Source organism: Ruegeria sp. H4, assembly GCF_056533065.1.
The window spans coordinates 866359-883901 of sequence record NZ_JBQFOC010000002.1 but is presented as its reverse complement, the minus strand read 5'-3'; the positions used below and the strand labels follow the sequence as shown (position 1 = coordinate 883901).

The 17543-nt window shown below is 57.0% G+C and carries 17 protein-coding genes and 1 pseudogene; 13 read left to right on the top strand and 5 right to left on the bottom strand.

The annotated features are described in order from the left end of the window. Positions 1-76 precede the first annotated feature (76 nt). From ACR0KG_RS15955 to ACR0KG_RS15935, 5 genes are all read left to right on the top strand, one after another. Entirely contained in the window at positions 77-1606 is a 1530-nt protein-coding gene (locus ACR0KG_RS15955; RefSeq protein ID WP_480827824.1) for a tripartite tricarboxylate transporter permease, read from the top strand. Further along, positions 1603-2067: a tripartite tricarboxylate transporter TctB family protein gene (locus ACR0KG_RS15950; protein WP_480827823.1), complete on the top strand. Its 465-nt coding sequence runs from the start codon at positions 1603-1605 to the stop codon at positions 2065-2067. The genes ACR0KG_RS15955 and ACR0KG_RS15950 overlap by 4 nt, the downstream gene beginning before the upstream one ends. A 38-nt stretch (positions 2068-2105) precedes the next feature. After that, entirely contained in the window at positions 2106-3074 is a 969-nt protein-coding gene (locus tag ACR0KG_RS15945; RefSeq protein ID WP_480827822.1) for a tripartite tricarboxylate transporter substrate binding protein, read from the top strand. 63 nt (positions 3075-3137) lie between these two features. Beyond that, a complete protein-coding gene (sauS, locus tag ACR0KG_RS15940; RefSeq protein WP_480827821.1) occupies positions 3138-4538 on the top strand; it encodes an acylating sulfoacetaldehyde dehydrogenase in 1401 nt (466 codons plus the stop codon). After that, the gene (locus tag ACR0KG_RS15935) at positions 4535-6025 is read left to right on the top strand and encodes an AMP-binding protein (RefSeq protein WP_480827820.1); all 1491 of its coding nucleotides are present in this window, start codon (positions 4535-4537) and stop codon (positions 6023-6025) included. Before sauS ends, ACR0KG_RS15935 begins: the two co-directional genes overlap by 4 nt. Before the next feature lie 382 nt (positions 6026-6407). On the opposite strand, the pseudogene ACR0KG_RS15930 reads toward ACR0KG_RS15935, so the two are convergent. Further along, positions 6408-6929 (bottom strand): annotated as a pseudogene (locus ACR0KG_RS15930) (NUDIX domain-containing protein); the annotation flags it as partial. Positions 6930-7065: 136 nt separating this feature from the next. Next, positions 7066-7809 carry a GNAT family N-acetyltransferase gene (locus ACR0KG_RS15925; RefSeq protein ID WP_480827819.1) on the bottom strand — a complete coding sequence of 248 codons (744 nt, stop codon included), beginning with the start codon at positions 7807-7809 and terminating at the stop codon, positions 7066-7068. 434 nt (positions 7810-8243) lie between these two features. Between ACR0KG_RS15925 and ACR0KG_RS15920 the strand changes: the two genes are divergently transcribed. Continuing rightward, positions 8244-9116 (top strand): LysR substrate-binding domain-containing protein, encoded by an 873-nt coding sequence (locus ACR0KG_RS15920; RefSeq protein WP_480827818.1) that lies wholly within the window; start codon positions 8244-8246, stop codon positions 9114-9116. Positions 9117-9122: 6 nt separating this feature from the next. Here ACR0KG_RS15920 and ACR0KG_RS15915 read toward each other — a convergent pair whose 3' ends face one another. Next, positions 9123-9569 (bottom strand): Lrp/AsnC family transcriptional regulator, encoded by a 447-nt coding sequence (locus ACR0KG_RS15915; RefSeq protein WP_480827817.1) that lies wholly within the window; start codon positions 9567-9569, stop codon positions 9123-9125. 123 nt (positions 9570-9692) lie between these two features. On the opposite strand from ACR0KG_RS15915, the gene ACR0KG_RS15910 reads away from it, so the two are divergent. From ACR0KG_RS15910 to ACR0KG_RS15895, 4 genes are all read left to right on the top strand, one after another. Continuing rightward, positions 9693-10532 (top strand): PhzF family phenazine biosynthesis protein, encoded by an 840-nt coding sequence (locus ACR0KG_RS15910; RefSeq protein WP_480827816.1) that lies wholly within the window; start codon positions 9693-9695, stop codon positions 10530-10532. Continuing rightward, entirely contained in the window at positions 10529-10906 is a 378-nt protein-coding gene (locus ACR0KG_RS15905; RefSeq protein WP_480547324.1) for a nuclear transport factor 2 family protein, read from the top strand. Before ACR0KG_RS15910 ends, ACR0KG_RS15905 begins: the two co-directional genes overlap by 4 nt. 105 nt (positions 10907-11011) lie before the next feature. Beyond that, positions 11012-11410, top strand: coding sequence for a RidA family protein (locus tag ACR0KG_RS15900; RefSeq protein WP_480547326.1), 399 nt, complete (start codon positions 11012-11014; stop codon positions 11408-11410). Positions 11411-11415: 5 nt separating this feature from the next. Beyond that, complete coding sequence (locus ACR0KG_RS15895) at positions 11416-12012, top strand: LysE family translocator (RefSeq protein ID WP_480547328.1); 597 nt, start codon at positions 11416-11418, stop codon at positions 12010-12012. Positions 12013-12230: 218 nt separating this feature from the next. Here ACR0KG_RS15895 and ACR0KG_RS15890 read toward each other — a convergent pair whose 3' ends face one another. After that, positions 12231-12866, bottom strand: a complete 636-nt coding sequence (locus ACR0KG_RS15890) for a tyrosine-type recombinase/integrase (protein ID WP_480827815.1) — start codon at positions 12864-12866, stop codon at positions 12231-12233. A gap of 122 nt (positions 12867-12988) precedes the next feature. On the opposite strand from ACR0KG_RS15890, the gene ACR0KG_RS15885 reads away from it, so the two are divergent. Further along, positions 12989-13234, top strand: coding sequence for a type II toxin-antitoxin system ParD family antitoxin (locus tag ACR0KG_RS15885; RefSeq protein WP_480547336.1), 246 nt, complete (start codon positions 12989-12991; stop codon positions 13232-13234). Further along, positions 13234-13524 carry a type II toxin-antitoxin system RelE/ParE family toxin gene (locus ACR0KG_RS15880; RefSeq protein ID WP_480827814.1) on the top strand — a complete coding sequence of 97 codons (291 nt, stop codon included), beginning with the start codon at positions 13234-13236 and terminating at the stop codon, positions 13522-13524. The genes ACR0KG_RS15885 and ACR0KG_RS15880 overlap by 1 nt, the downstream gene beginning before the upstream one ends. 81 nt (positions 13525-13605) lie before the next feature. Here the strand turns inward: ACR0KG_RS15880 and ACR0KG_RS15875 are convergent, their stop codons facing one another. Next, positions 13606-16059 carry an alpha/beta fold hydrolase gene (locus ACR0KG_RS15875; protein ID WP_480827813.1) on the bottom strand — a complete coding sequence of 818 codons (2454 nt, stop codon included), beginning with the start codon at positions 16057-16059 and terminating at the stop codon, positions 13606-13608. 231 nt (positions 16060-16290) lie between these two features. Between ACR0KG_RS15875 and ACR0KG_RS15870 the strand changes: the two genes are divergently transcribed. Next, positions 16291-17487, top strand: coding sequence for an ABC transporter substrate-binding protein (locus ACR0KG_RS15870; RefSeq protein WP_480547342.1), 1197 nt, complete (start codon positions 16291-16293; stop codon positions 17485-17487). The last annotated feature ends 56 nt before the right edge of the window (positions 17488-17543 follow it).

The following is a 17543-nucleotide window of genomic DNA, read 5'->3' as shown; positions in this document are numbered from 1 at the left end:
TATGAAAACATTTGCAAAACTATTTTCATCGATTAGCGTGAGTGGTCAAGCCTGACTTTGGGAGGATTTGGGCGCGATGGACTTTCTGTTTTACATGGGCGATGTGTTCACCCCGATCAATTTCGGGTTGTTGTTGCTCGGTACCATTGGTGGGCTCATTCTGGGCGCCACGCCAGGGCTGTCGCCGACGATGGCCGTTGCGCTTCTCATTCCCTTCACCTTTCAGCTGGAGCCGCAGCAGGGTTTGATCCTGCTGGGTGCCGCTTACACCTCAACGGTTGCGGGCGGTGCGGTAAGCGCAATCCTTCTTAAGATCCCCGGGGCGCCAGCGAACATCGCCACAACGCTTGACGGGCACACGATGGCAACGAAAGGCGAAGGGGCGAAGGCCCTGCAATTGTCCTTTTTGGCCTCTGCCGTAGGTGGCCTGTTCGGAGTTTTCCTGTTGATCTTCCTAACACCGGTTCTGGCGCAATGGGCCCTGGCATTTGGTCCATCGCATCTGTTCTGGCTCGCCATTCTTGGCGTCACGGTCATCGGGACGCTCGATTCAAGTTCTGTGGTGAAGGGGCTTTTGTCCGGCTGCATTGGCCTGTGGTTGGCCACAATTGGCTTTGACGACATCATGGGCGCTCAGCGCTTTATCTTCCACCCCGCCGTCAGCGGTGGGATAAATGTCATTCCCGCCTTGATTGGTCTCTTCGCCATTCCGCAGGTCATCACGATGTTGACCAAGGGCCGCACCAGTTCTGGCGCAGAGGTGATCACCGTCAAACGCCACCCGATCCGCCTGGCCTTTGTCGAGGTGATCCGGCGGAAAACGGCGCTTACAATCGGGACCATTACGGGGTCAATCATCGGATTGATCCCGGGCGTTGGCGGGCAGATCGCCGGGCTTGTAGCCTATGACCAATCCAAGAAGTTCAGCAAGGAAAGCGAGAAGTTTGGCACCGGCCATAGCGAAGGCGTGATTGCGGCGGAAAGCGCCAACAACGCGATGGTTGGCCCCTCGCTGGTGCCACTTTTAACGCTGTCTATTCCCGGATCACCGACTGCAGCGGTCTTGTTAGGCGGCCTGCTTATTCACGGGATCTTCCCCGGTCCTGATCTGTTCATGAATTACCCTCAAGTTGCGTGGACCTTCATTGACTCCATGCTGATTGGGCAAATCCTGATGTGCATCTTTGGCCTCTATATTGCTGGCCTTGCCGCGAGTGTCGCCCGTGTCCCACATGCTGTCATGGCTGCGATCGTTCTTGGGTTGGCCGTGTTCGGCAGCTACTCCGTTCAGAACTCGATGGGCGATGTCTATGTCATGGCGAGCCTTGGTCTGGGCATGTATTTCCTCGAGCGGCTTGGCTTCTCGGCAGCGCCACTTGTCCTAGGGCTAATCCTGGGACCGATTGCCGAGGCGAACTTTATCCAAGGTTCCATGATCGCCAATGCGACTGTTGGCACGGGCGCCTATTTCTTTACTGGCTGGCTCAACTGGTTCCTGATCCTGATCGTTCTGGCCTCTGTCAGCTACTCGGTCTGGATGGAGGTCGCCCAGCGTCGCTACACCACCAAGGATGACGCCGTGGCAAAGGAGGAGGCGCTGTCATGACCGATTTGCCCCGCAGTCAGCATATCGTCGCTTCGGGTATCATCGCTGCTATTGGCGTGACAATCGCCTACATCAGCTTTACGCAGGAACCGGCGGATGCTTTCATCTTTCCACGTCTGATCTCATCCGTTTTTGCGGTCCTGGCGATCTGGACCTTTGGCAAAGCTGTCCTGGGTCGCACCAAGGTCGGCAATGGCATCAGCGGTGAGGCCATGCGCAACATGCTGCCCGGCCTTATTGTGATGGTGGTGTATATCTTCTGGGCCGCCAAATCCTTGGGCTTCTATACGGCCACGACTATCGCCTTCTTTATCATGCTTTCGCCCTATGACCCGGCACCACACAACGACGTCAAGACTTGGGCAAAACGGATCGCGATCACCGCTGGCTTTATGCTGGTGATGTATGGGCTTTTTGCCCAGCTACTCAATGTCTTCACACCACGTGAAGTCTTTTTCTGAACCGCAATGGCGGCAGATCAAACCCTAGGGAGGATACTATGAAAAAATGGATTGCAGGGGCCGCTGTGGCTTTGGCGACGATGGCAGGAGGCGCCTACGCTGACGGGCATGGCGATTATCCTGAAAGACCAATCATGATGATGGTCAGCTACGGCGCAGGTGGTGCGACCGACTTTCAGGCGCGCATCGTGACGATGACAGCGGGCAACGAGGATGCATTGGGCATGCCGATTGCCATCGTGAACCGTCCGGGTGCCGGCGGCCGCGTGGGCTGGAACTGGTTTGCGACCGAGGCTGACAACGATGGTTATACGCTTGCCGCCTACAACATTCCGCATTTCATTGCGCAATCAATTGAAGGAGGAGTGAGCTACTCTACCGAAGACTTTGAACCGATTGCCAACTGGGGCGCTGACCCTGCTGTCTTTGTTGTCGGGGCTGATAGTGAATTCAATTCCATGGCGGACGTTATTGACTACGCCAAAGCCAACCCTGGTGGCCTGACATTCTCGGGAGCTGGCCTCTTCGTGGGTCACCACATCGCGGCCCTTCAGCTCGAAAAGGCTGCTGGCGTGGAACTGGCCTATATCCCGAACAACGCTGGTGGCGCCGGTGCGATGCGTGCTGTGATCGCTGGTGAAGTTCTGGGCGGCGTAAACAACTTGTCTGACGCGTTCCGCGCGCAGGCGGCCGGTAACGTCAAGATCCTGGGCGTCTTCGATCTTGAGCGGAATGCCTTCCTTCCGGACGTACCGACCATGATTGAGCAGGGCTACGACATCGACAATGCATCAGTCAACTTCCGCGGTGTCATGGTGCCGAAAGGCACGCCACAAGCTGTGATTGATCATCTGGCAGCAATCGTGCCGACGATGTTCGAGAATGGCCGCGTGCAAAGCCGCATGGAAGCAGGCGGTTCCCCGATGCACGTCATGACCCGTGACGAAGTGCTTGCAATGTGGGCTGCGCGTCAGGAAACACTCGAAGAACTGCTCGCAGGTCTTTAATCAAATCCGGGAGTGCTCGCATCTTGCGGGCACTCCACCTCCACCTTTTTCAAGGACACACCGATGGTCGACGATCCTATTCTAGAGGTCGAAGCAATTGTTGCACGTGCACGTGTCGCTCAGGCGGCATTTGAAAAGCATGGCTCACAAAAGGCATATGACCGCGCCGCGCAAGCTGTTGCATGGGCGATCATGGAGCCCGGCCGCAACCGGCACCTCGCAGAATTGGCTGTTGAGACGACCGGCCTTGGCAATGTCCCAGACAAGATCACCAAGAACCACCGCAAGACACTCGGCCTGATGCGCGACATCAAGGACGCCCAGACTTTTGGGGTCGTCAAAGATGATCCCGCAACAGGCATCACCGAAATCGCGCGTCCTATTGGTGTGATCGGTGCAGTGGTGCCTTCGACCAACCCCGGCGCCACACCCGCCAACAACATCATCAATGCGCTGAAGTGCGGGAATGCGATTGTGGTATCGCCATCGCCCAAAGGTGTCCCGACCTGCGAAGCGCTGATCGGGTATATCTATGCCGAATTCGACAAACTCGGCATAGATCGTGATTTGGTGCAGATGATCCCCGGTCGCGGCTCCAAAGAGAAAACACAACGCCTGCTCGAAGTTTCAGACCTGATCGTCGTCACCGGCAGCCAGAACAACGTGAAACGCGCCTACACATCCGGCACGCCGGCTTTGGCGGTCGGAGCAGGCAACGTCGCTGTCATTGTTGACGAGACCGCCGATTTGACCGCTGCCGCTGAAAAAATCAAAGCCTCAAAAACCTTCGATAATGCGACCTCATGTTCATCCGAGAACGCGGTGGTTGTCGTTGATGCGGTCTATGACGCCTTCGTCGCTGAAATGGCGAAGACCGGGGGGGCACTGATTACCGATGAGACCAAGGTGACAAGCAAACTTTGGGTGAAAGGTCACCTTAACCCGCAAGTCATCGCACAGGATGCAGAAAAAATGATTGCGGCACTCGGCCTGACTGGTCAGGTGCCAGAGGGCACGTCCTACCTCGCCGTTGAGACCAAAGGGATCGGCCAGGACCATCCTCTCTCGGGCGAGAAACTGAGCCGGGTTCTGTCAGTGTATCGTGCCAAAGACTTCGACGATGCCGTGCACATCACGCGTGAAATCGAGTTGTACCAAGGGGCGGGCCATTCGGTTGGCATCCACACCACAACTGATGATCGGCCAATGGCCTTGGCCCAAGCCATTCCGACAAGCCGGGTGATCGTCAATCAGGCGCACACATTTGCAACTGGCGGGTCATTCACCAATGGCATGCCGTTTTCCTTGTCAATGGGTTGCGGTTCGTGGGGCGGCAACTCCATTGATACCAACCTGCATTGGCGGCATTTCATGCAAACCACGAAGATCGTCCGCGAGATTTCAGCCAATGAGCCCAGTTTAGAAGACGTTTTCGGGGCTTATTGGGAGGAGGCCGGCAAGTGATCTTCGACCCACAATTCCCACCAACCGGCACCGTAAGAGACTGGCTTGAAGCGCGCGCGCAAGCAGGCGGTGTTGCTGTTGTCTTCCCGGAGACAAAAGAAACGCTAACTTGGTCTTATCTCAGAGACGCAGCACAAGACCTCGCAGAGGGTTTGGTTGGGTTGGGGGGCAAATCGGGCGAGAGCGTCGCGATCGTGCACCCTAATGGAAAGGACGGCGTTATCGCGCTCTATGGTGCGCTTGTCGGCGGATTTCGGGCAACGATGATCAACCTTGCGGCCGGTCCAGATGCCATTGGCTATGCACTGGATCACAGTCAGGCCCGCTACGCTTTCGTCCACAACAGTAAGCAGGATGTTATTGCGGCTGTTGCACCGTCACATCTGCAGATTTTGACCCCTGAGATGCTGGTTAACAAAGGCGATGTGGTGCCTTTCCCACCGGATCAACATGCCTTACTGATGTATACGTCCGGCACCACGGGCCGACCAAAAGGCGTTGTCCATACTCATGCAAGCCTCTTGGCCGGTGGTTGGACGACTGCAGTGGCGCACAAGCTCACTTCCGAAGACCGCGGCTTTTGCGTGCTGCCAATCTACCACATTAACGGGCTGTGTGTGACATTGATGGGGTCGCTCGTCTCGGGTGGGTCCCTTGCGATGACATCCAAGTTTTCGGCCAGCCGCTTTTGGGAGCAAGCTGCCGAAACAGAAGTGACGTGGTTTTCTGTGGTACCCACGATCATCAGCCATCTCTTGCACAGCACCTCTGAACCATCTGATGCGGTGAAGACCCGCCTGCGATTTGGGCGTTCGGCCTCATCTGCATTGGCAGTCGAAACGCAGTCAGCCTTTGAAGAACGCTTTGGCGTGCCGATCATCGAGACGATGGGACTGACAGAGACGGCGGCGCAGATCCTCTCGAATCCCCTTCCGCCGGGCACGCGCAAGATCGGCTCTCCAGGGGTAGCCGTTGGGAATGAGGTTCGGATCCTGAACAGTGATCTGACAGATGCCGCGCCTTTGCAAGAAGGCGAGATTGCCATTCGCGGACCAAACGTGATGAAGGAATACCTGTTCAATCCTGAGGCCACCGTAAAGACCTTTGCAGGGGAATGGCTCCGAACTGGCGATCTGGGGCACATTGACGAGGACGGCTATGTGTTTGTGACAGGCCGCTTAAAGGAACTCATCATCAAGGGCGGAGAAAACATCGCACCGCGCGAAATTGATGAAGTTCTCTACTCAGAGCCAGACATTATCGAGGCCGCGGCCTTCGCGCGCCCCTGCAAGAGCTACGGGGAAACCGTCGAGGCAGCCGTCGCAGTCAAGGCCGGCTCGGGTCTGTCTGAAGAGCGTCTGCTCGCACTCTGCAACGATCGTCTAGGCAAGTTCAAGTCGCCCGATCGCATACATTTCATGAAAGAACTCCCCAAGGGTCCGTCTGGCAAGATACAACGGCTCAAGCTCCCATACCTCATTCAATAGGGCAAACAGGGGTCCGCGTTTTGCTCGTGGGCGCGCTGTGCTGGCACCTGCCGTTCAGATATGCATCCGCCCTTGCGTTTTTTCGCGGCGGCCGCAAAGCGTACGATGCAGCCGTTCGTTTCAACAGGAGCAACGGCAGCAAAGTCCGCATACTGTGAGTTCGACCAATCACGGATTTTGGTAGCGTAGCGAATGGCGGCCATGTAGTCTGCAGTTGCAGCATCTTAACAACATGCCGAAGGTCAGCTGTGGGCCGTCCTCTATTACCGTTTGTTTGTCGACTGGAAAAGGCCATGCCGGCTCTGAATTACTTTGAGCGCATCGAAAAGGGCACTGCACGACGCTCCAGCGTCTTGGCCTCAACAAGGTGGGAGAACACGCACTACGGACAAGGCGGTTTCTGACCGCGTGGGTTTGGTCTGGAGTTAGGTTTGGACCAAGTGCCCCGAACGCCTGAGTGCTCTATTACAAGTCGCTGAATCAGGATGATCGTCTTCGCATCCCGAATTCTGCAATCTTCAATCATCGGCATGGCCTCTGGCAGCGGAACCTGCATCACTTCGATGTCTTCGCCTTCTGCAAATGAACCTCCGCCGATATCAATTTGGTCAGCGGCAGAGTATGTTCCCTCGAAGAATGCCAGGTATTCGGTGACGGATCCGGGGCTCATATACACGTCAAACACATGCGTCAGCTTGTCGACCTCAAAGCCGGTTTCCTCCATGAGTTCCTTGCGCATCCTTTTTTCGGGATGTGCCCCATCCAGAAGACCAGCCGGCGTTTCGATCAGAGCCTCGAACCCGCCATTCAGGAATGCGGGCAATCGGAACTGACGGGTGAGAAGAACACAGTTCTTGTCCGGATCGTAGACAAGGCAGGTCGCGCCGTTTCCGCGATCATAAACCTCGCGGGTTTGTTGTTACTACTCACCGCTGCGCCGCCGTAGCTCGAATTCTTGCTTCGTCAGGACGCCCCACTCGTCTGACAGCACAGTCTTGGTTATTGGGCGAAAATATTCATTCGTTTTCGTCTTCACTGCTCTACCCCACCAAATCCATGGACATCTCGAATTGGCTGACCGTAGATCGTGCTCCAAGTCGCGCAAGGAATGCACGCATGGCATCCGAGCCGCTGTCAACATTCAAGACACGCAAAGACCCGTTCTGGCGGCAGCGGTTGATCAGCATACTGCCTAGCCCGGTTCGGCGACGGTCCGCGCGAACGCCAATCTGGGCCAAAGTTGCGGTCCGCGGAATCAAGACAACGTACGCTGCAAGGCCGAGCGCATCGGAGATGGTCCAACATTCGACCTCGTTTTCGACCGCCTCAATTGCGGAGGCGCTGTTCTGCCAAGAGGGCTCAGTTTCCTTCATTGCGTCCATAGCAGCGCGAATATCTGCCCAAGGCAGGCTACAAGCCGATGATGTGGCGTCAGCGGCTGCCGCTGCGGACAATTCATAGCAATCCAGGGTCCGCGCAACGGCCATCCCCAGAGATGCGTACAGATCAAATGCGTGCTTGTTGTCGCAAAGGACCTCGGTTTGAAAACGCCTGACCGAAAGCCGTCTCAAGTGCGCAGTGTTTTCCGTTGCCAAAAACCGGGCAAGCCCGCTGCGCCGGAAGCTGGGGCCGGTCCCGCTGGCAATCAGATAGGCATTGCCAGCGCGCAACGCCACAAGCCACACCGCCACAATTTTACCGTCCACTATGGCAACATGAGAGGATGCGCGGTCCAGTCCGCGCTGCCGCATCATGAACGAGAAAGCGCTCTGCGAAAGTTGCATCGGCACAGCATAGTCTGAGAACGCCGCGTTCGTTGCCTGGCACAATTCCTCATCACTGAACTGTTTGGCGGATTTTATTTCTACATTCACTTGTCTGCTGACTTTCTTAGTTTTCGTGGCATCAAGCACCTTGGTTACATCGGATAATTTGTACGATCCGGTGGGGCGGGGTAGTCCATACCAATGTCCTTTTTCATGTGTCGCGACCAATGGCGAATGTCCTCTGCCTGTGGTCGCATTTTGAGCCGAGGAATGGAAACGGCCTTCACCGTTCGTAGTAAGCCTTTGGCAATAGAACTGGGTTTCATATCACCCTCATATTTGTTGAACTGATGGGTGAAGGAAGGTATTTCGGACAAACAACAGCGTATCCAATCAAACGCACGCTCATGGCATAAGGCAGTTCTATGGTATCACGGAAAGCCCTTCCCCCTTTGTCAGCGATCCGGGTTTTTGAAGAAGCCGCGCGCTGCAAGAACTTCACGCTCGCAGCGGACAAGTTGGGAATGACGCAGGCCGCTGTGAGTTATCAGATCAAAGTATTAGAGGAACGGGTCGGAGCACCGCTCTTTGTTCGCGAGGCGCGGGGTGTATCACTCTCGGAGATCGGGGCAGGATTCGCCGCAAGGGCGACCGAGGCATTGAATATTCTGAGCGACGGCTTCGCCGAAGCAAAAGGGACGTCCCAGGAGACATTGGCGATCAGCGTCATACCAACCTTCGCAACCAACTTTCTGGCCCAGCACCTTGGAAGCTTCCAAATGGAGAATCCCAATATCGCGGTTCGTGTCGAAGTCAGCGAGACACTTACGGATTTATCGTCAAGCGGTTTTGACGTCGGCATTCGTGGCGGCAGAGGTGATTGGCGTGGTCTGTCCAGCCACCTGCTCATCCCAAACCGCTACACCCCAATGCTAAGTCGAGACCTGGCAGACAGTATCGGAGGCGTCCGCACGCCCAAGGATCTGTTGCGCCTTCCGATCCTTTCCCGGTCAGACCCCTGGTGGGCCCATTGGCTGTCAGCTGCCGGGTTGGATGATGCTGACATGTCGAACGATGCCCGGCAGCATTTTGGGCCGCAGATCCTGGAAGCCAATGCCGCGATTGCAGGCAAGGGCGTGGCCATGCTGACGCCCGCGTTTTTTAGGGAAGAACTCTCAAGCGGTCGGTTGATACAACCGTTCGAGCTCACCTGTCAGGATGGCTCCGGCTATTGGCTCGTCTATCCCGAGAGCCACCGGCACTCGCAAAAGATAAGGACATTCCGGAAGTGGCTCTTAGCGGCGACAAAGGATTGGAGACACTGACACCCCTTAATCCAGCGGCGGCAACCGGGGTTCGAACATGCTGGACTTCACAATAGATGTGTTTGTTTCTGCCCTGTCATGAAAAGGCAGAAGGATCTTGTCCAGCTCTGCCACATCTTTCAACAGCAACCGAGCGACATAACAATCATCACCCGTGACCCGGTCGCAGGACATGAAGCGCGGCTGTTCTTCAATCATCTTCTCGACTGTGTGAAGCTGCCCGCTCCGCGGTTTGATCCGAACAAGCGCCTGTATGGAATAGCCGAACTTGCGCAGGTCGGTTCGCGCGCCGAAACCGGTGATATAGCCATTCTCCTGGAGGGCGCGAAGCCTTTCGCCAACGGCCGGACCAGTAAGCCCCACTTCCTTGCCAATGTCGGCAAGACTGCTTCGCCCGCGAGACTCGAGTATCTCGACAATCTGATGGTCTGTTTTGTCCAGCCCTTTCAACATGAAAGGTATATGCACTAGTTGGAACCGGAACAAAAGAGAATATCCGCTAGTGCCACTGATGTTGCCGGGACGGAGGGCCGAAGCGCGTACTAAAATGCCAAAAACGAGACACAGGAGCTTTCGATGGATGTTCAGCGCATTGCAGCGTTCAGTCAGGGATCACAGGGCGGCAATCCCGCAGGTGTGGTGTTGTCGGACGACGCGTTAGACGAAGATGAGATGGCACGGGTCGCAGCGGAAGTCGGATACTCCGAAACAGCCTTTGCCGCCGCACTGGATGACAGCGGCAAGACATGGCGGGTCAGGTATTTCTCTCCGGAATCCGAAGTTCCTTTTTGTGGTCACGCGACCATCGCCCTCGGAGCCGCATTGGGCGAACGTTACGGCGCCGGATCCTTCACACTGACATTGAACGACGCAACGATCACCGTGACTGCAGACGCAACATCGGACGGAATGAAGGCCACTTTGTCTTCACCACCGACAAAGAGCAGCGCGATAAACGAAAATGAGGCACGGGATGTCATGGCACTGTTCGGGCTGACACCGGACGACCTGGATCCGCGACTCCCCCCGGCGCGCATCCACGGTGGTGCTGACCACATTGTCCTACCACTAAAGGATCGCGCCAAACTTGCCGCAATGGCATACGATCTGGATGATGGGCGCACCGTCATGCGCAGACATGATCTGGTTACGGTGATGCTGGTGCATATTGAAGAAGAACAGGTCTTCGTGGCTCGCAACGCCTTTGCGTCCGGCGGCGTTCTTGAGGACCCGGCGACAGGGGCGGCAGCCGCTGCATTTGCCGGTTACCTGCGCGATCGCGGATGGCCCCACGGCGGCAAGTTCACAATCCGTCAGGGTGAAGACATGGGCAGCCCGTCTCTTATCGAAGTCGCGTTGAGCGATACCAAAGGCGCGTCGGTCGAAGTTTCCGGAAGTGCAAGGAACATCCGATGACCGCGATACCTGATGTGATTGAACGCTACATTGCGGCTTACAATGAAAAGAACATCGCGGCGATGCTGACGTGCCTCGCGGAAGATGTTGTATTCTTAAATGTTTCAGATGGAGCAGTCACGGCTGAAACCTCTGGCAAGCAGGCATTCGCTGAATTGGCCGAACTTGGCGCACAAGCCTTTGAAAGCCGCAATCAGAGGGTGACAAACGCAATTTCGGTTGGTGACACCACGTTGGCCGAGATCGAATTCTCCGCGCGTGTTGCTGCAGATCAGCCAAATGGATGGAAGGCAGGGCAAAGCCTGCAGTTCAACGGCGCTTCAGCGTTTCGGATCAAAGACGGACTGATAGTCAGCATCGTCGACGAAAGCTGAACGACCCAAAAGATGAGCTGATGACAGACCTTGCGGTTTTGTTGGTCGCTATGGGGCCAACACTTTAGCCTCAGCTCACATTTCACAAGGCTACGAGGAACTCAGATGATCAAACGACTGACGCCCGCCGGATTGCGCGCCGTTCCTGAGCAATTCCAGGGGATTTATGTGCACGGCACACAGATCAACCAACCGCAAGCGCTAGTCTGCCTGTCCGGTCAGATTGGCGTTGCCCCAGACGGTACAACGCCAGCAGGATTTGAGCCTCAGTGCCATCAGGCAATCGACAATGTTGAGGCGCTTCTGGCCGACGCCGGTCTGGCGACATCCGACATTCTTCGTGTTGTCTACTACGTAACGAAAGCTGCAAATCTATCAATTCTATCCAAAGTGCGGCAGGCGCGCTGGAACGAAGGGCATGCCCCAGCCGTGACGACGCTCGTGGTCTCCGCCTTGGCGTCGCCCGAACTTCTGGTCGAGATCGAAGTGACAGCCGCCCGGTAAGTGTCATGCCAGACCAGTTTTGGGCCCTAGTTGTGTTTGCATTGGTGGCGACCGGTTCGCCGGGCGGAGCGACCACACTTGCGACTGCATCCGGAGCGCGGTTTGGGTTCAGGCGCACAGTGCCGTTGATCTTTGGGATTGCTTTTGCGCTTGCTTTGCTCATGGCCGTATCAGGAACCGGCCTCGCCGCCACGTTGAAATCAAACGCTTTTCTTGAACTCAGTGTCAAAGCAATTGGTTCGGTCTATTTGTTGTGGCTCGCCGTAAGGATAGGGCTAGCCGGCCCGCCCAAGAAAACGGAAGTCGACACCTCCCGGCCAACCAGCTTGCCTGGTGGAGCCGTGCTCCTTCTGATCAATCCTAAAGCCTGGGCTATGGCCATGGGAGTGGCGTCTTCATTCTCTGATATGGTTTCAGAACCCATCGTGCTCGGCGCTATCTTGGCTGGTACATTCGTGTTCGCGGCAAGCTTCTCGCTCTCTGTTTGGGCTTTGGCCGGTGGTGTGGTCGCGCGGTTGTTTAGTTTTGATTGGCACTGGCATGTGTTCAACGGCCTAATGGCAGTGTTGCTTGCTGTCACGGTGATACAATTCTGGTTCTGAGTAGGCTTCGAAGGTGCTGTGAAACTGACTTAGACTTGCAGAACACCGGCCATTCGCGCAGCTGCAGCTAATGTTTCCAATGCCATGCGGGCCGTGAGTTCGCCTGCTACCTGATTTCGCGAGCGCAGCGAATGGCGGCAATGCGGGCTGCGACCGCAGCATCCGCAGTCCACGCCAGACGGCGGCTTTGGGCCGCCTGTGAAGGCGACCCATGATGGTCAAATTTCAATGGCTTCTGCGATGGCCAAAGCATCTTCCAGTTCGACGCCGAGGTATCTGACGGTGCTGTCCATCTTCGTGTGGCCCAGCAACAGTTGAACGGCGCGCAGGTTGCCGGTTTTTTTGTATATTTGCGTCACCTTCGTCCGCCGCATCGAATGCGTGCCATAGGCACTAGCCTCCAGACCAATCGACGTGACCCAGTCGCGAACTATCCGGGCACACTGGCGGGTCGAGATATGCAAGCGCTCATGAAATCGACCTGGCCAAAGATACTCTGAACCAATCATGAGTTCGTCTTCCATCCATTTCTCGACGGATGCCCGAGTGCCTTCAGAAATTTCAAAGCGCACTGGCTTTTGCGTTTTGCTTTGCAGCACCGACGCCCGCTCCTTGATCTGGCCGGATGACATGACATCGACAACTTTCATCTTGACCAGATCACAACCGCGCAGCTTGCTATCGATGGCCATGTTGAACAAGGCTAGATCGCGGTGATTTTCCGCAAGCTCAAGCCTGACCCGAATGGCCCATACATGCTTGGGTTTCAATGGGCGCTTCTGGCCGACGATGCGGCCCTTGTTCCAGGCCGGGCGAAGCGCACGAATGGCAGGTAGGTTGGGTGTTGGTTCCATGGCTGATCCTCCGATCCGCCGCACGCCACCACATCGTCAATCTGCTGACATGAAAGAGTACCACACGCGGAGATATTGAAAAATACCGAATATTGGTATAGATGACTGGTAGGAGGTAACGGATGGCCAAAAACACTTCGATGTCCCTCGGGGACCACTTCGCGGGGTTTATCGAAACTCAGGTGAGCAATGGACGCTACGGATCGGCAAGCGATGTCGTGCGGGCTGGACTGAGGCTACTCGAGGAGCACGAGGCCAAGGTGCAGGCCCTAAAGGAAGCCTTGATTGCCGGCGAAAATTCGGGGGAACCCCGATCGTTTGACCGTGAGGCATTTCAAGCTCGAATGCGTCAGAAGAACAGCAACTGATGTCGCTGACTTATATGCTGTCGCCGATGGCGGAAGCTGACCTCGAAGACATTTGGGCCTACACCGCGGAAACATGGTCCGCTGATCAGGCTGAGATCTACACCAACGATGTAATCAATGTGTTTGAAGAACTCGCCGAAAGCCAAAAGAAAGGCAGACCAGTCGAAGTCCGGGAGGGATATCTAAAGGCGCTGGTCGGTCGGCATGCGATCTATTTTCAAGTCCGAGGCGAAGTGATCGCAATCATAAGAATTCTGCATCAAAGCATGGATGTCGAACGGCATTTGTAGCCACGACGAATGTCCGGAAAGTGGGCGGCAGCTGCAGAAATCCGGGGTCGAGTCGAGTGACCGGTATGGGCCGGATAATCTTCACTCCTTGAGAAGGAATTCGGCAATTTCCTCTAGAGTGCCTTCCCAACCCGGATCTATCTGGGAAAATGCGTTGTTCCGCGACGGAATCTCCCTGAACACCGCTCCCGGAATTGTGTTGGCAACAAGCCGCCCGTGCTCGATCGGGACCGCGTGATCGTCATTGGCATGCAAGATGAGCGTGGGGATCGCGAGCTTGCGCAGTGTGTCGTTGTAGTCAAAGTCGGCAATTGCTTCGATCATTTGAACCGACGTTTGCGCGTCGATGGACTGTCGAAGGTAGTCGTCCAACCATGCAGAGATCGCAGGGGGCGCGTCCCCGACAACTGCCTTTACGGTGAGGCGTCGAAAAGTCGGTTCCTCCGAGTCCCAGCCCAAGCGTGCCACTGCCATGATGGCTTCTGTCCTTTCGGTAATCTCGCCCCATTCCGGGTGGCGCCAGCCAGTGGAGCAGCCACCAAACAGGGCTAACCGAGACACGCGGTTCGGATGTCGGCTCATGTACTCGAAGGCTATTGCCCCGCCGTGGCTCATTGTGAACAACGCGAAACGGTCCAGTTCCGCCGCTTCGACAACGGCCGCCAAGTCCAGAGCGAATTCCCGCAGACTCAAGTCGTCAATGTCGCGTTCGGATTGGCCCATGCCGCGATGATCGAACTGGATGAGTGTGAACTGCTCTGCGAGCCGCCGAACGATATCGCTGGACAGCGGGTTCTTGTGATCCAGGGCAAGGTTTCCGAGCCATCGAACGGATGCCAAGAGCGGCGGACCGGATCCGATGCGCGACCACGCGATGCGCACACCGTCTTTCGCCATTGTGTACTGGATTGGGTAGGCATTGGCTGAGGCGCTTCGCACCGGGGCAACCTGAGAGCGTGGCTGACGCGGGCCTGCGCCCGTGAGGCCTGCGCTTTTCAGAGCAGTCGCATAGGCCTCACCCAGTCCAGATTTGAACGGCTGACGTGCAATGGCCTCATCCACATCATGGTCCGGGAGGAGCCTTAGAAGAGTGCTCGCTGCGCGTCTCGCCTCGACATCGCGCCCGAGGCAGGCGAGCGAGGCGCACTTCATTCTGTGCCCCGAGGGATGGTCGGGACTGAGCGTGATCAGTTCGCGCGCCGATGCGAGCGCCCCGTCAAAGTCGTTCAACCCGAATTGGGCCACACCACGCCCGGTCAGCCAGAGTCCACGGCGACGATCATTCGGGCTAAGGGCCATCGCATGATCAAACGCAACCAGCGCGTCGTCATAGCGGCCCGAGTAGGCCAGAACCCAGGAATGGCAGCCGTAGGCCATCGCAGAGGCAGGATCGATCTCGATGGCTCGCTCGGAGTCGGTCATTGCGGCTTCGAAGCGCCGTAAAGTGAGTTTGCAGATCGCCAGTATCGACCACGCCCAGCCATCATCGGGCGCAAGTGTCAAAGCGCGCTCTGCATCCCTGGCCGCCGCTCCGAGTGACAGTTCCGCATTGTCCGACCAATCGTATTTGTAGTCCCAGAGATGCGTCATCGCGAGACCGGCGTGGATACGGCCTGATCCGGGCTCAAGCGCCAACGCATGCTCGAAGTGTTTCCGTGCAGTTTCGTTCGCGGTGCGGTCTGGCGACGAGACCAGATGCTGGCCAAGGACGAATTCCTGCCAGGCACTGCGCTCGGTGGGGTCTGTGCCTTTGGCCTTGTGTCTCTCGGCGTTCAGAAGCTCGGGCTGGATCGTCGCTGAAACAATGGTCGCGACTTCGTCCAACAGCTTAAACAAGCCGCGATAGGTTAGGTCATGCCTTGAGACGTGGATGTGAAGCGCCGGTTCTGTGTCGGTCAGTTGCAGATGAAGGCGCACATCATCGCCATCGCGGAACACGCCGCCTTCGACAAGGTATGTTGCCCCGAGACCTTTGAAGGGATGGCGTGCGTCAGCGGGTAGTTCAAGGAAGGTGCGCACGCGGTTGCGGGCGATGAGTGGGAACCAACGTGTGCGGGCGAGAGCGGCCATGACTTCTTCCGTGATCCCTTCGCCGAGGCCGCTGGCATCAAAAGCATCGCCAACGATTTCGAATGGCAGCACCACGATCGCCGGCGCGCCTTCGACTCGAGGTTTCAACTGGTTTGAGGTGTCACGCATTGCTTCGCTCACAATGTCGGGACCGGCAATCTCACGAACTTCTGAGCGGAAGATGAAGCCCCGGCCGTGACGCGTGGCGATGATGCGTTGCGCTTCGCCAGAGTCATTCACCAGTCTTCGCGCCGACCTTACCAGCGTGGAAAGTGCCGCGTCAGACACAACGCGGTCAGGCCAGAAGGTTTCGTGCAGCGCCTCCTTCGAGACCAGTTGGCCCCGGTTCCGGATCATGTGGATCAGGAACTCGAGGGCCTGCGGCTCAGCGTCGATGAGCCCGTCGGGACCGGATAACTGAAAGCGATCGGTGTCGATCGTGAAATTCTCAAAGGCATAGATCATCGCGTTTTTCGAAGGCCGGGCAGGCCCGAACTTAAAATACCAGAAACAACAGTGAATTCCTCAGGAAACGCTCAGGGCTCCGTCAAGCTTCGCTGTCCCCGATGGGTATAGACGCTTCCCGTGACGGGCCGCAAGCACGACCCTTCAAGGGAAAGTGCCGGGAGCGGTTCGTCGCGAACCGGCAAGAGGCGGCCTCTGGATGAGGCTTGATTCGACACTAAAGGAACTGAAATGCTGAAACATCTTTTTGCAACCACGACCGCGCTCTCGCTTGCGTCCTCGCTGGCATGGGCCGAAGGGCACAGCGAGACCGTGAAAATCGGCGTGCTGATGGGCTTCACGGGCCCCGTCGAGTCGCTGACGCCCGATATGGTATCCTCTGCAGAACTCGCGTTCGAAGAAATAAACACCTCGGGTCTGTTTCTCGGCGGCAGGAGCATCGAGCCCATCCGAGGCGACAGCACCTGTGCCGATGCCGCCGCCGCGACGGCAGCTGCGGAACGACTCGTCGGTGACGGTGTCGCCGCTATCCTCGGTGCGGCTTGCTCCGGTGCCACGGGATCGGTCGTAACCAATGTCGCTGTTCCGAACGGGGTGCTGGCGCTGTCGCCGTCCGCGACCAGCCCAGGTCTAAGCGACATCGACGATCGCGGGTTGTTCTTTCGAACCGCTCCTTCCGACGCTCGCCAAGGTGAAGTGCTCGCTGAACTTACAATCGCACGAGGCATCAACGAAGTTGCTGTGACCTATACGAACAACGATTACGGCAAGGGCCTGTCGGATGCCTTCTCGCGCGCCTTCGAGTCCCTCGGCGGTACCGTGAGTGTCGTTGCCGCTCATGAAGACGGCAAAGGCGACTACACTGCCGAGGTCTCAACGCTCGCGTCGTCGGGCGCGTCCGAACTTCTCGTGATCGGGTATGTGGACCAAGGCGGGCGCCAGATCATCCAGACAGCGCTCGACCTTGGCGCTTTCGATCGCTTCATCCTGCCGGACGGCATGATTGGCGACACGCTTCTTGATGATCTTGGCGATCAACTCGAAGGGTCCTTCGGATCTGTTCCCGGCTCGGAAAGCGACGCAGCTTCGGTCTTTGATGGACTGGCCGCAGAGGCTGGGATCACCGGTGTCGGCCCGTTCCGGGGTGAAAGCTACGATGCGGCAGCCCTGATCGCGCTGGCAATGCAGTCCGCCGGGTCCGCGGAGCGGAGCGAGATCGCCGAACACCTGATGCGCGTTGCAAACGCACCGGGCACGCCGATCGACGTCGGTGAGTTGGCGGAAGGACTCCGAATTCTCTCAGAGGGTGGCGACATCGATTATGTCGGCGTCTCCAACGTCGAGTTCGACACGGGCGGCAACGCCTCCGGCACTTTCCGTGAAATCGAAATAAAGGGCGCGGCCTTCGAGACCCAGCGTGTCTGGTAGCGGTGACCTCGAACGCCTCACCGAGTCAATCGGTGGGGCAGCAGTCAGGAACAGGA

Coding starts and splice junctions, on each gene's coding strand:
- ACR0KG_RS15955 (WP_480827824.1), top strand. CDS start 77: ATGGACTTTCTGTTTTACATGGGCGATGTGTTCACCCCGATCAATTTC.
- ACR0KG_RS15950 (WP_480827823.1), top strand. CDS start 1,603: ATGACCGATTTGCCCCGCAGTCAGCATATCGTCGCTTCGGGTATCATC.
- ACR0KG_RS15945 (WP_480827822.1), top strand. CDS start 2,106: ATGAAAAAATGGATTGCAGGGGCCGCTGTGGCTTTGGCGACGATGGCA.
- sauS (WP_480827821.1), top strand. CDS start 3,138: ATGGTCGACGATCCTATTCTAGAGGTCGAAGCAATTGTTGCACGTGCA.
- ACR0KG_RS15925 (WP_480827819.1), bottom strand. CDS start 7,809: ATGCAACTTTCGCAGAGCGCTTTCTCGTTCATGATGCGGCAGCGCGGA.
- ACR0KG_RS15915 (WP_480827817.1), bottom strand. CDS start 9,569: ATGTTGAAAGGGCTGGACAAAACAGACCATCAGATTGTCGAGATACTC.
- ACR0KG_RS15910 (WP_480827816.1), top strand. CDS start 9,693: ATGGATGTTCAGCGCATTGCAGCGTTCAGTCAGGGATCACAGGGCGGC.
- ACR0KG_RS15905 (WP_480547324.1), top strand. CDS start 10,529: ATGACCGCGATACCTGATGTGATTGAACGCTACATTGCGGCTTACAAT.
- ACR0KG_RS15900 (WP_480547326.1), top strand. CDS start 11,012: ATGATCAAACGACTGACGCCCGCCGGATTGCGCGCCGTTCCTGAGCAA.
- ACR0KG_RS15895 (WP_480547328.1), top strand. CDS start 11,416: ATGCCAGACCAGTTTTGGGCCCTAGTTGTGTTTGCATTGGTGGCGACC.
- ACR0KG_RS15890 (WP_480827815.1), bottom strand. CDS start 12,866: ATGGAACCAACACCCAACCTACCTGCCATTCGTGCGCTTCGCCCGGCC.
- ACR0KG_RS15885 (WP_480547336.1), top strand. CDS start 12,989: ATGGCCAAAAACACTTCGATGTCCCTCGGGGACCACTTCGCGGGGTTT.
- ACR0KG_RS15880 (WP_480827814.1), top strand. CDS start 13,234: ATGTCGCTGACTTATATGCTGTCGCCGATGGCGGAAGCTGACCTCGAA.
- ACR0KG_RS15875 (WP_480827813.1), bottom strand. CDS start 16,059: ATGATCTATGCCTTTGAGAATTTCACGATCGACACCGATCGCTTTCAG.
- ACR0KG_RS15870 (WP_480547342.1), top strand. CDS start 16,291: ATGCTGAAACATCTTTTTGCAACCACGACCGCGCTCTCGCTTGCGTCC.